The organism is Dyadobacter endophyticus (genome assembly GCF_014641595.1).
GTDB classification, from domain to species: Bacteria; Bacteroidota; Bacteroidia; order Cytophagales; family Spirosomataceae; genus Dyadobacter; species Dyadobacter endophyticus.
The window spans coordinates 1,306,373-1,317,984 of record NZ_BMIA01000001.1 but is presented as its reverse complement, the minus strand read 5'-3'; the positions used below and the strand labels follow the sequence as shown (position 1 = coordinate 1,317,984).

At 51.2% G+C, this 11,612-nt stretch carries 13 protein-coding genes; 2 read left to right on the top strand and 11 right to left on the bottom strand.

From position 1 onward, the window contains the following. Positions 1-2: 2 nt before the first annotated feature. From nuoF to IEY24_RS05335, 7 genes are all read right to left on the bottom strand, one after another. Positions 3-1,271 (bottom strand): NADH-quinone oxidoreductase subunit NuoF, encoded by a 1,269-nt coding sequence (gene nuoF / locus IEY24_RS05365; RefSeq protein WP_188929409.1) that lies wholly within the window; start codon positions 1,269-1,271, stop codon positions 3-5. 4 nt (positions 1,272-1,275) lie between these two features. Beyond that, entirely contained in the window at positions 1,276-1,755 is a 480-nt protein-coding gene (nuoE, locus tag IEY24_RS05360) for an NADH-quinone oxidoreductase subunit NuoE (RefSeq protein WP_188929407.1), read from the bottom strand. Positions 1,756-1,773: 18 nt separating this feature from the next. Beyond that, entirely contained in the window at positions 1,774-3,531 is a 1,758-nt protein-coding gene (nuoC, locus tag IEY24_RS05355; protein WP_188929405.1) for an NADH-quinone oxidoreductase subunit C/D, read from the bottom strand. A gap of 1 nt (position 3,532) precedes the next feature. Next, positions 3,533-4,171: an NADH-quinone oxidoreductase subunit NuoB gene (gene nuoB, locus IEY24_RS05350; protein ID WP_188929403.1), complete on the bottom strand. Its 639-nt coding sequence runs from the start codon at positions 4,169-4,171 to the stop codon at positions 3,533-3,535. Further along, the gene (locus tag IEY24_RS05345; RefSeq protein ID WP_188929401.1) at positions 4,152-4,601 is read right to left on the bottom strand and encodes an NADH-quinone oxidoreductase subunit A; all 450 of its coding nucleotides are present in this window, start codon (positions 4,599-4,601) and stop codon (positions 4,152-4,154) included. Before IEY24_RS05345 ends, nuoB begins: the two co-directional genes overlap by 20 nt. 95 nt (positions 4,602-4,696) lie before the next feature. After that, complete coding sequence (locus IEY24_RS05340; protein ID WP_308420563.1) at positions 4,697-5,083, bottom strand: CBS domain-containing protein; 387 nt, start codon at positions 5,081-5,083, stop codon at positions 4,697-4,699. Positions 5,084-5,243: 160 nt separating this feature from the next. Then, entirely contained in the window at positions 5,244-5,465 is a 222-nt protein-coding gene (locus IEY24_RS05335; protein WP_188929395.1) for a VOC family protein, read from the bottom strand. A 149-nt stretch (positions 5,466-5,614) separates the two neighbouring features. On the opposite strand from IEY24_RS05335, the gene IEY24_RS05330 reads away from it, so the two are divergent. Together IEY24_RS05330 and IEY24_RS05325 are read left to right on the top strand one after the other, a co-directional pair. Then, positions 5,615-6,958 carry a hypothetical protein gene (locus IEY24_RS05330; RefSeq protein WP_229221413.1) on the top strand — a complete coding sequence of 448 codons (1,344 nt, stop codon included), beginning with the start codon at positions 5,615-5,617 and terminating at the stop codon, positions 6,956-6,958. Positions 6,959-7,192: 234 nt separating this feature from the next. Next, a complete protein-coding gene (locus tag IEY24_RS05325; RefSeq protein ID WP_229221411.1) occupies positions 7,193-8,338 on the top strand; it encodes a dipeptidase in 1,146 nt (381 codons plus the stop codon). 89 nt (positions 8,339-8,427) lie between these two features. On the opposite strand, the gene IEY24_RS05320 is transcribed toward IEY24_RS05325, so the two are convergent. From IEY24_RS05320 to IEY24_RS05305, 4 genes are all read right to left on the bottom strand, one after another. Next, positions 8,428-9,018 (bottom strand): DUF4136 domain-containing protein, encoded by a 591-nt coding sequence (locus tag IEY24_RS05320; RefSeq protein WP_188929391.1) that lies wholly within the window; start codon positions 9,016-9,018, stop codon positions 8,428-8,430. 34 nt (positions 9,019-9,052) lie between these two features. Beyond that, the gene (locus IEY24_RS05315) at positions 9,053-9,745 is read right to left on the bottom strand and encodes a hypothetical protein (RefSeq protein ID WP_188929389.1); all 693 of its coding nucleotides are present in this window, start codon (positions 9,743-9,745) and stop codon (positions 9,053-9,055) included. Positions 9,746-9,845: 100 nt separating this feature from the next. Next, on the bottom strand, positions 9,846-9,998 hold the full coding sequence (locus IEY24_RS05310; RefSeq protein ID WP_188929387.1) for a hypothetical protein: 153 nt from the start codon (positions 9,996-9,998) through the stop codon (positions 9,846-9,848). A 105-nt stretch (positions 9,999-10,103) separates the two neighbouring features. Then, positions 10,104-11,594 carry a RagB/SusD family nutrient uptake outer membrane protein gene (locus tag IEY24_RS05305; protein WP_188929385.1) on the bottom strand — a complete coding sequence of 497 codons (1,491 nt, stop codon included), beginning with the start codon at positions 11,592-11,594 and terminating at the stop codon, positions 10,104-10,106. Positions 11,595-11,612: the final 18 nt, after the last annotated feature.

Here is an 11,612-nt window from a genome sequence, read left to right as displayed (position 1 = left end):
ATTTACCGCCAGGGGCATTTTTTTTGATCGATGTGCTTTTCAAAATCCTCTCTGAAATATTTCAGTGCGCTTTGCAGCGGCTCCATTGCACCGGGCGCGAGCGCGCAGAACGTGTTACCCGGTCCTAAATACCGCGTATGCATTTCAAGCAACTGCAAGTCTTCCGGCCGGCCTTCGCCGCGCTCCATGGAAAGCAGTATTTTCTCCGTCCAAGGCAGCCCCTCGCGGCAAGGCGTACACCATCCGCACGATTCCTGGGCAAAGAAATGTTCGAGATTATGGACAAATCCGACAGGGCAGGTATGGTCGTCGAGGACGATCATCGTACCGGTGCCCAGTCTGCTTCCGGCAGCGGCAACGGACTTGTAGTCGAGTTTGATGTCCATATGTTCCTGCACCAGAAAGTCGGTGGAAGCGCCTCCGGGCAATGCGCCCCTGAAAGCGTATCCATTGGCCATTCCCCCGGCGCAGTCCTCGATCAGTTCCCGCATGGAAACGCCCATCGGCAGCTCCCAGAGACCCGGCTTTCTGACCCTTCCGCTGACCCCGTAAATCTTCGTTCCGGCATCATTCCCTTTTCCCAGGCTTTTGAACCACTCGGGTCCGTTATTGATAATGTGCGGGATATTGCAAAGCGTTTCGACATTGTTGACAATGGTGGGCTTACCAAACAATCCGCTCACCTGGGGAAAGGGAGGTTTGGCTCTGGGCGTGGCCCGCTTTCCTTCCAATGCATTGAGCAACGCAGTTTCTTCGCCGCAGATGTAGCGCCCCACGCCGGTGTGCAGGTACATTTCCAGATTATAACCCGTGCCAAGAATATTTTTGCCCAGATAACCCGCCGCATAGGCCTCATCCATGGCGTGTTTAAGCAGCCGGCCGGCTTTTTTATAAGCCCACCGCAGAAAGATGTAAGATATGTTGGCCTGAATGGCGAATGCCGAGATAATCATGCCCTCGATCAGCTGATGCGGGTTACCCTCCATCAGCATACGGTCTTTGAATGTACCCGGCTCCATTTCGTCGGCATTCGCAATCAGGTATTTCACCGGGTGATGCCCGTTCATCGGAACGAAGCTCCATTTCATACCCGTGTTAAAGCCCGCCCCTCCCCTGCCTTTCAGATCCGATGCCTGCACGATGTTCGTGATGTTTTCGGGCGACAGCGAGAGCGCTTTCCGCAACGCCTGATACCCTCCGTTTTTTTCGTAATCGCGGAGATTGTAGCAGGGGCGGTCGAAGCTGATATGTTGGGTAAGAGGCGTTTCCATATCGTCAGTGGTATCTGTCCAGTATTTCGTCCAGGTCGTTCGCCGTCACGTCGCGAAACAGTTCGTTGTTGATCATCAGCGCCGGGGCGTGGTCACAGGTGCCCAGACAGGCATTGGGCAGGAGCGTAAACCGCCCGTCGGACGTTGTTTGCCCGAAGCTGATGCCTAACCGTTCCCGGAGCTGCCCGTATATCTTTTCATACCCCATTACATAGCAGCTAATGCTGTCACATAAGAGAATAACATTTCTTCCAACCGGTTTTCGGAAAACGAGGTTATAAAATGTAGCTACGCTATCGAGTTCCTCCGGCGACATTTCAAGGTAACCGGCTATCGCATGCAGGCTGTCGTCGGAGATCCATCCCCGGTGCTGCTGCACGATTTTCAGGGCTTCGATAGCCGCCGCCCGCCGCACAGGCACCAGTGCGATCTCGTGGTCAATCTCCTCCATTTCTTCGGGTGTGAGTGTCTCCTGGGCGATCATGACAAAATTGTTTGTTGATTATCGGTCTATATCAGCCAAAACATAATCGATACTGCCGAGAATGGACAGCAAGTCGGCCACCGTGTAACCCTTACTGATATACGGAAGCATTTGCATGTGCGGGAATGACGGGGTCCGGATCCTCACCCGGTATGCCGACGTGCTCCCGTCGCTGGTCAGGTAATAACTATTCGCGCCCTTTGTGGCTTCTATACAACTCATGGCCTCACCGGCAGGAATCACCGGGCCCCAGCTTACGTTGAGGAAATGGGTAATGAGCGTCTCGATGTCCTGCATTGTATTTTTCTTGATGGGTGGCGTCGTAAGCGGGTGGTCCGATTTGTAAGGTCCCTCCGGCATATTGTTCAGGCATTGTTCGATAATGCGCAGGCTCTGGCGCATTTCTTCGACGCGTATCAAAGCCCGGTCGAAACAATCGCCGTTTTGCATGACCGGAATTTCGAAATCAAAGTTTTCGTAGCCCGAATAGGGCTGTTTCTTCCTGAAATCCCATTCAAAACCGCAAGCTCGCAGTCCCGGACCTGTGACGCCCCATTCAATCGCTTCTTCGAGTGTGTATATGCCAATGCCTACTGTCCGCGCCTGAAAAATGCTGTTGCGGATCACCATCTGGTCGTATTCCCGGAGCCGTTTGGGGAAATAATTTACAAAATCACGCACCAGCTTGTCCCAGCCGGCAGGTAAATCCTGGGCTACGCCGCCGATACGGAACCAGTTGGGGTGCATCCTGGCCCCGCAAATGGCTTCGATGATATCAAATATCTTTTCCCGGTCGGTGAACATATAGAATACCGGCGAGAGCTGACCCAGATCCTGGGCAAAAGTACCGTACCATACCAAATGACTGGCAATGCGGAAAAGCTCGCATAACATCACCCGTATCACCTCCACGCGTGCCGGTACCCGGATCCCCGCTAGCTTTTCCACCGCCAACAGATAAGCCAGGTTGTTCATCACACCGCCCAGGTAATCGACCCGGTCGGTGTAAGGGATGTACGTGTGCCAGGACTGTCGTTCGCCCATTTTTTCGGCCCCACGATGATGGAAACCGATGTCTGGTACTGCATCGACGATGTCTTCGCCGTCAAGCTGCAAGATAATACGGAGCACGCCGTGCGTACCCGGGTGCTGCGGCCCGAGGTTGAGGAACATAAAATCGGCATCGGCGCTATGTCTTTTCAATCCCCATTCTTCCGGGTTGAATTGCAATGCCTCCTGCTCGCGGTCCTGTTTTTCTTCCCAAAGCCGGAAGGGGCCCATTTCGGTCGCACGGGCGGGGTGCTCTTTTCTTAAAGGATGGCCGGTCCAAGTTAACGGCATCAATATACGTCTCAGGTGCGGATGGCCTTCAAACCGGATTCCGAACATATCGAAGACCTCCCTTTCATACCAGTTTGCATTTTTCCAAAGGGAACAAATGGATGGAATGGATGGATACTCTCCATGCAATGCTACTTTAATGCGGATGAACCTGTTGCGCCCGAACGAAAGCAAATGGTACACCACCGTAAAATCCGGTGTTACAGCCCCATTCAGTGCTGCCTTTGTCCTGCTGCGCTCATCAATGGCACTGAGGTCAAAGAGCATCTCGTAAGGACGGGGCACCCTCGTTTTCAGGTGCGTCAGCAATGCCACTACCTGCTCTTTCTTCACGAGCAGCGTGGTTACTCCGTCTGTATTAATTTGTATTTTAAATGCTGATTCGCCCAATGCGGCCCTCAGCTCACCTTCGAGACCGGAATCTATTTCATCCATGTCAAACAGTGTCAGGCGTACGAAAATCAACGATCTTCTTTCTCTCCTCTCGCTTCTCCACCCGCATTACAGGCTTTTCCGGCCTGATAACACCCTGGGGGCCAATTGCCCAGCTCAACGGTCTCTGCTCCTTCCCTACCGATTCGGATAGCAGCATGAGCCCTTGCATAAACGCGTCCGGCCGCGGCGGGCAGCCCGGTACATATACATCCACGGGAAGAAATTTATCTACCCCCTGAACAACACTGTAGATATCGTACATCCCCCCGGAATTGGAGCACGAGCCCATTGAAATGACCCATTTGGGCTCCATCATCTGCTCGTGAAGCCTTTTGATGATCGGTGCCATTTTCACGAAAACAGTCCCTGCGATCACCATCACATCGGCTTCGCGGGGCGTTCCGCGGATTACTTCGGCGCCAAATCTTGCCACATCATATTTGCTCGTGATGCTGGTCGCCATTTCTACAAAACAGCAAGAGAGGCCGAAATGGAACGGCCACATCGAGTTCCGTCGTCCCCACGCAAGCAGATCCTGAACGGTCGTGAGCATCACGCTCTGCCCCACAGCTTCTTCGAATGATCCTGTTCCCTGCGTTGCTGCCGTGGGATCGGATGGTTTACTTAGCCACCAGTTCATGGTATGCTTGCCCTTTGGGCAGTTTACGGTAAGCTTTGAGGATCTTCTTTCCGTCGGGTCCGAAGTTCAACGCGCCGATACTCCATTCGTAGATCAGCACGGCAAACAGCAACCCTATAAAAACACAAATGCCGAGGTACCCTGGCCACCCGAGTTCACGGAATGCCAGAGCCCACAGCACGATAAATACCACCTCGATATCAAAAATGACAAACATCATCGCGATCAGATAGAACTGCGCAGAAAACCGCAGCCTTGCCGAGCCCGTTTCGAGTATTCCCGATTCGTAGGGCTGTTCGGACGCCGCTGTGCGGTGACGTTGACCGAGAAAGTAAGAAAGCGAAATAATCAGTGTCAATAAAGCAAAAACCAGTAAAGTATATAGCCAAAACGGCCATCCTGGCGTGCCAGACGCATTTAAACGATCCATAAGCAATCCAATTTAGAAAACGGGAACAGTAACGGAACTGTATTCTCTCAGATTGGCGTGAAAAAATGGTAAGATGATGGAAATGAAGAAAATGCTTAAATGCCCGTGATGTAATGTTTCAGGTTACCTATAATGTACTCCTGATCTTCGATGATGTACTTTACCACGTCTCCAATGGAAATGATGCCCGTGAGCCTTTCGTCGTCGATAACAGGAAGATGCCTGATAAATTTGTCGGTCATGCAAGCCATGCAGTCTTCAATAGATGTATCCGAGGATACCGTCAGGGGGTTACTTGTCATGATTTCCCCCACCAATAAATCTTTAGAGGCCTTACCTCTCAGGATAACTTTCCGTGCATAATCCCTTTCTGTGAAGATTCCAACGACTTGCTGCCGCTCCATTACCAGCAACGCGCCGATGTTTTTTTCAGCCATCAGTTCCAAAGCTTCGAAAACAGTGTTGTCCGGCCGAATAGACACTGGTCCTGTTTTCTTTGTTTCTAGAATATTTCTGACTTTCCCCATAATTAGCTCATTGTCTTAGCAGATCAGCTATAAATTTTGGTTAACATAAATATATTTACCAATTCAATGAAAAGCTAATATTCAAGCTTTTTTTTATATTTTTTCTTGAATGACCCTATTCACCCCGGACTGCCAGCACATTGCCGTCCGGATCGGAAAAATGAAATCTTCTGCCGCCGGGGAAGGAGAAAATATCGACGGTTATGGTTCCTCCGGCCGCGATGACTTTATCCTTCACACCTTTCAGCTCTTTGGTGTACAAAACCACCAGCGGATTGCCGCCAGTTGTCTCCTGCGAACTTTTTTGCAAATGTATCACCGCCGTCGTCCTGATCAAACAGACTGCCCCGCTTGGTTGGGTTGTATCGAACTACGCCCCTAATAGCGGGAGCACTATCGGCCAGCACTCTATTTTTTTGCGCTTTTAGGGTATTGGGAGCGGTTTTTCGGCTCTTTAAGATATTTCCTAAACACCGCAACTTTAATATGATGATCAAGAAACCAACCGAACCTGCGCTAAGGGCGGAAGCCTCGCCTCTACTCCTGAGCAGGCGTGAAATGCTCGGATTAGCCGGTATGGCCGGTTTGACGGCCATAAGCGGCATTTCCGCCGGGGCTACACCCAGGGAGGCCCAGCAAAGGCCTCGTATCGCTTGCCTCGTCACATACTGGGGTGCCACCAGATCGCACGCCGACTGGATCATCGCCAAGCTGATGGACGGCTACTGGTGGCAGGGGGCTCACACGCCTTCCCGGATCGACATCGTTTCAGTCTACATCCATCAGTTGGAGACAAGCTTGCTGGGCCAGAAAGTTTGCAAATCCAAAAACATTCCGATCTTCAAAACCGTCGGTGAAGCAGTTACATTAGGTGGGAAGGAACTTGCGGTGGATGGCGTGGTAATCGTCGGCGAACACGGCGACTATCCTACCAACCTCAAAGGACAATGGATGCTGCCACGCTGGTGGATGTACGAAAAGGTGATCAGGGTTTTCGAGCAAAGTAAGCGATCGGTACCAGTCTTTAACGACAAGCACCTCTCTTACAGCTGGGATGAAGCCAAATGGATGTTCGACAAGTCCCGCGAGCTAAACTTTCCTTTGACCGGCGGATCTTCTATCCCTGTACATTACCGAAAGCCCGACATTGAAATTGATATCGATACGCCCATCAAAGCGTCGGTCATGCTGGGCGGCGCGCCGGACGAGGGCGCACTTTTCCATTGCGTCGATGTGTTGCAGGCCTTTGTAGAACGTCGGAAAGGTGGCGAGACGGGCGTAAAATCGGTACAGTGCATACGCGGACCGGAAACCTGGAAATGGACCGAAAAAAATCCATGGGCGGCAAAGCTCCTTGAATCTGTTCGCGCGAGTTTGAATCTCAAACCCGGACATTTTCAGGAGCTCGAAAGAGCTAATGTCTGCATCGTCGAATACAACGACGGCACGAAAGCAGCCATATACAATGCCAGGGATGTCGGCTGGACTTACGCCGCAGAGATTGAAGCGCGTAAAGAGCCGACGATCATTTCGATGCTCGAATGGCCGGGGCCTTTTTCCCAATACCACGCCTCCAACTCCCAGCCACACTGGATCGTCGAGACGATGGTCACCAAAAAAGAACCATTCAATGCGGAGCGACTACTTTTATCGACAGGGATTACGGCATTCAATATGGAATCCAACTGGCTGAACGGGGTCTACTCCCCTGTCGGACGCCGGATTGAAACTCCTTTCATGAACATGACTTACCGATCCACGCGGGCCGCGCAATTTAACAAGGGAGAGCGGCCGCCGAATGTGCCTTACATGAGGGGGTTTGCGGAATGAATTTGGACCGGGTCGCCGGGCGATGATTGACCGGGTCGCCGGGCGATAAATGAATGGGTCGCCGACTGGATCGCCGGTCGATAAATAAATCAGTGAACTAATTGATCGATGAAACGCAGAGACGCTATTAAAAGCCTGGCACTGCTGCCGGCAACCGGAAGTGTTTTTCCAATAAAATCAATGTTATCCGCTCCATTTGCAGGGAGTAATATGCCCTTGGCTTCGCCAAAACCCATGCCCGACCTACACCGCAACGCATTCGTCATGGATGGGCATACGCATGTGATGAGCCGTGAATTGGTGTTAAAAACCGATATCGGCCAGCGCTATCCGGATGGGACCGTCGATCTGCCCAGGGCGAAGGAAGGCGGGCTGGATGCGATGTTCTTTTCGGTTTATACGCCTGAAAACTACTATCCCGGAAGGTTCGAGACCAAAAACACTTTCCGTGTGGTGAACCTTGCATTGGATCAGATCAAAAAGAACCATGCGATGATCGAGCTGGCGCTCACGGCTTCCGACATTGAACGAATCAACAAAAAAGGCAAAATGGCGGCTTTCCTCGACCTGGAAGGAGGATATGACCTTCATGGCGACCTTGACCTGCTGCGTGCCCTTTACAAGCTTGGCCTGCGCTCCATGCAGCTGACCGCGCACAGCACCACCAACGCATTTATTGATGCCTGTAACGACGTCTATACCTGGGGCGGCATTAACGATCACGGAAAGGCGGTGGTCAAAGAAATGAACGATCTCGGGATGGTGATCAATGTCGCGCATGCATCGAATGACGCCATAATCCAGTCGGTGGCGGCGAGCCGCCACCCGGTCATTTACAGTCACGGCGGGTTCTACAAAATAGTAGACCATCCCCGCTGCATTTCCGACGAAGCTGCAAAAGCCATTGCCGCAAAAGGGGGCGTGATCGGGGTTCATTTCGGCAGCCTCTTCAACAACCCGAAATACTGGGCGTGGCAAAAGGCTAACAATCCGATCAGGGTACAACCCGATCCCCAGCCGAAAACACCGCGGATTCTTACCTCCCAGGTTACCACGCAGACGATCAAAGAAGTGGACAAGGAGTTTGCACGCGAGCTGCCATTTACCTACAATGGCACCATCCCCGACGAATATTGGATGCACGTTGACCAACTGGCGAAAGTGATCGACTATGGCGTAAGACTGGTTGGGGAGGATCACATTGCCCTGGGTTCCGATCTGGACGGTGGCCCTGAACTGCCGCGCGAGATCAAAGACATCAGCGATTACCCGCAGATAACCATTGCATTACAAAAGCTGGGGTACACCGACCAGCGAATCAAAAAGATCCTTGGCTTGAACTGGCTGCGGGTGATCAGGCAGGTAACGGAGGGGAAATAATACCCTGCAATATAGCTCATTTCAGTCGGTAGCGGAATGATGTAAACCCGACAAGCCTGCCGGGTTTACATCATTCAATAGTGAAGTTTTTACTTCGCATCAGGGTATTTCCCAAGGATTTCCCTTGCTTCTTTCGAAAACTGTTTGCTGAGGCCCGCGGCATCGTTAACAGGATTCTCCATGGATCCGCGCCAAAGCAGCTCGTTGTTTTTGGCATCAATTACATCGATGATCAGCGTTCCGTCGGTATAATGTTCCTGGTGATAACCCGTGTTCCAGGGGTTATAGTAACCCGAGTAGGCTATTGGGATCAGCTGTCCGTGGAAGTAGTAGGCGCGCGGACCAAACCCAAAACCGTAGTAGGGATACACTGGCGCATTGGGAACATTCTCTGTTTTCTCAGAAGTATAAATGTGATACATCAAAAGCAGATCCGGGTTTTGATCGTCTTCGATGATCCCTTTCCTGGCAAACTCAGTTTTTACCGCAGTCCGGATGTTCTCCTCGGTAATGGAACCGGACAGAGACGGTAGTTGCGAAGTTTTTACATCCGGTTTTACCCAGGCGTATTTCTTATAGGCAGCCAGGTGCGCCGAATCGACCTGATCTACCTTAACCGAAGCACAGCCTGCCAGTGAAAGTAGGGCGGCAAACATGAGCGCATTGATGCTTGTTTTCATGGGATTAGAGGCTTTATATGGATGATGTTAATGGTCAAATGTTTTTCCGGATGTAAGCTTTCAGCTTTGCGGTCTGCTGTTTTAAATCTGCCTGGGCTTTTTTCGCGTCGGCATCGGCGCCGCGTTCCGTTTTTTTGAGCAGCGTCCGGGTCTCGTCGATCAACCGCTTGCCTTCCTGTTTAGCAGAGGCCTCGGTATCAGCCGTTTTCCTTTCAAGGCCATCCAGCACAGCCCTAAGATGGTCGTTGGATTTGACTTCAAATTCGGGGATGTTTTCCCATTCTTCTATCTTGTAATGAGTAACCATCATCTCGGCGGGCCAGAAGCCTTTTTTGAGGTCTGCCGAAGTAAGCTTGCCCTTTTCTGCCTGCTTTTGTAGTTGCTGCAAATGATTGACAGATTGGGTGAACTCGGCTTTCAGCGCTCCCTTGTCCTGGGCTCCCTCCTTTCGAATGGCCGAAATACCTTCACTGATTTCGGCTGAGGCTTTTGGATAGTCCTTCTCGTCCAGGTACTTTACGGCGGTGTTAAAATGCTTCTCCGATGCGGCCAGAACTGGCTCGGCGATCTCTTCCGATTTGTAAACGGTGTCGTAGGCAATCTTATCGCTTTGGAGAGAATCTGCGTGGTATTGTGCTTCGGCCTTTTTCTTGCTTTCGCATCCGGTTTGCAGGATGCCAATACCCAGGGCCGCTAGGGTTGTAGAAAAGATGATGCCTGTTTTCATGATTTCAGCTTTGGTTAAGTTTCGTCTAAGCTTCGATTTCTCCTGAAATCAAAGTCAAACGAAAGTAGAAGCTGCCTTCACGAGGGACAATAAATGATCGTTAGAAAGAGGCAAAGTATCGTTGAAGCGGGCAGGGCTGTCGTTCAGCGGACTGGCCCGGAGTCGTCCCCACGGCCAGTCCGCCGATATGGATAAAGCCCGATACTTTTTGGTCGGGAAGGTTCTTGAATGCGATCCTGATGTAGTTTGTCAAAATGCTTCAAGGGCTGGCCAAAATTACTTGCCAGCCCTTGAAGCGATGCTAAACCCTTGTCCGGCAATGTGTCCGGCGTGTTTTAAAATACTGCTCAGATAAGCACTATTTGGTAATGGGAAGCGGATTCCAGTAATAAGCATGACTCGCATCATCCGGCTTATTTACCAGCGGCACTTCGGCGGGGTCGCGCAATGCATTGGCCTTACCCAAAGTTTCGGTACGCATCAGGTCAAACCAGCGAATACCCGCTTCGACTGCAAATTCCCATCCTCTTTCGGCCACAACGCTATCACGGAAGGCGGTTGCGCCCAACCCTTTTTGCAGGTCGGGAAGCCCCGCTCTCTTTCGTACCTGGTTGATCGCGTCATACGCGGTCGCGTCGGCAGACGAAGACATCGCTTTCGCCTCTGCGTAGGTGAGCAATACTTCGGGGTAGCGGATAATAAAAGTGGTAGCGCTTCCCCACCAGTCGTTCGTGCTGTGCGTTGCCCAGTTGTAGCTGTTGTCGTCGCGATATTTGAGGAAATAAGGGTGTTTTTGCAGAGTTTGCTGCCAGGTAAGAACTTTCTTCGGATCATTTTTGAGGAAATAATCCTTCTGATAGGTCGCATCCTTCCTGGGGCCTGCCGGGAAGCGGTTGTAAAAGCTGATTTCTCCGAAACCATCTTCCCATCCACCCTCTTCATAGTCGGGGGCCAAAGGCAAGGGCCCGATCATATTCCCGTTTTCCCAACTCCACTGAGGGATATCGTTATTAAAATAGCAGGCAAACACAGCTTCTTCATTATACTTGTTACCGATCTTCCATATATCGGCATAGTTTGCCATCAGTTTATACCCCCACGTTGCACTCCCGTCGATCACTTCTTTGGCCTTAGCCGCTGCGAGTGCGTACTTGTCGTTTTGTTTGAGGGGCCAACCTGCCATAGTCAGGTAAACATTGGCCAGAAGTGCCTTTGCAGAGCCTCTTGTGGGCAATATGTTGACGCCGTTTTGCTTTCTTTCACCGTCCCATTGATCGGGCAGCATGGATTCGGCCTTCAACAAATCGGCCACAACGAGGTTATAGATGTCCTGTACTTTGGCGTTGGGCCTGTCGTTGTCAATCGTTGGTTCGGTTGGCATCGGCACTTCCCCCCAGCTCCTGGTCAGGTAGAAATAAGCCATGGCCCTCATAAAGTAGGCATGCCCTCCCGTGTTGTTCTTTTCTGCGTCGGTAGCTTCGCTGGCTTTTTCGTAATTCTGGATAATGGAATTGGCCGATTTAATCGTAGCGTAAAAGTACTGCCACCAGTTTGTCAGCCTGCCATTCGAGGAATTCGCACGGAAAGTATCAAAATCCGAAAAGTCAATTTTATTGCCAGCTCTTTTGGAAGTAATATCATCGGCACCATAGTAGTTGCCCGCCATTTGATTGAATGCTCCGTTGAACTGCAAGGCAAGGGCTGCGGAAGCCATTTTCAGGTCGCTGCCGGTTTTATAGAAAGTGGCAGGAGTAATACTGCCTTTCGGATCTTCCGCCAGAAAGTCGTCGCTGCACGACGTTGCAACCAGCGAAACAATAACGCCTAGTGAAATAAGTATCTTTTTCATCTCAGAATATTTTCGATC

What these genes read in the sequence shown, in the direction of transcription:
- nuoF (WP_188929409.1), bottom strand. Translation starts at nt 1,271, where the DNA reads ATGGAAACGCCTCTTACCCAACATATCAGCTTCGACCGCCCCTGCTAC.
- nuoE (WP_188929407.1), bottom strand. Translation starts at nt 1,755, where the DNA reads ATGATCGCCCAGGAGACACTCACACCCGAAGAAATGGAGGAGATTGAC.
- nuoC (WP_188929405.1), bottom strand. Translation starts at nt 3,531, where the DNA reads ATGGATGAAATAGATTCCGGTCTCGAAGGTGAGCTGAGGGCCGCATTG.
- nuoB (WP_188929403.1), bottom strand. Translation starts at nt 4,171, where the DNA reads ATGAACTGGTGGCTAAGTAAACCATCCGATCCCACGGCAGCAACGCAG.
- IEY24_RS05345 (WP_188929401.1), bottom strand. Translation starts at nt 4,601, where the DNA reads ATGGATCGTTTAAATGCGTCTGGCACGCCAGGATGGCCGTTTTGGCTA.
- IEY24_RS05330 (WP_229221413.1), top strand. Translation starts at nt 5,615, where the DNA reads ATGATGATCAAGAAACCAACCGAACCTGCGCTAAGGGCGGAAGCCTCG.
- IEY24_RS05325 (WP_229221411.1), top strand. Translation starts at nt 7,193, where the DNA reads ATGCCCGACCTACACCGCAACGCATTCGTCATGGATGGGCATACGCAT.
- IEY24_RS05320 (WP_188929391.1), bottom strand. Translation starts at nt 9,018, where the DNA reads ATGAAAACAAGCATCAATGCGCTCATGTTTGCCGCCCTACTTTCACTG.
- IEY24_RS05315 (WP_188929389.1), bottom strand. Translation starts at nt 9,745, where the DNA reads ATGAAAACAGGCATCATCTTTTCTACAACCCTAGCGGCCCTGGGTATT.
- IEY24_RS05305 (WP_188929385.1), bottom strand. Translation starts at nt 11,594, where the DNA reads ATGAAAAAGATACTTATTTCACTAGGCGTTATTGTTTCGCTGGTTGCA.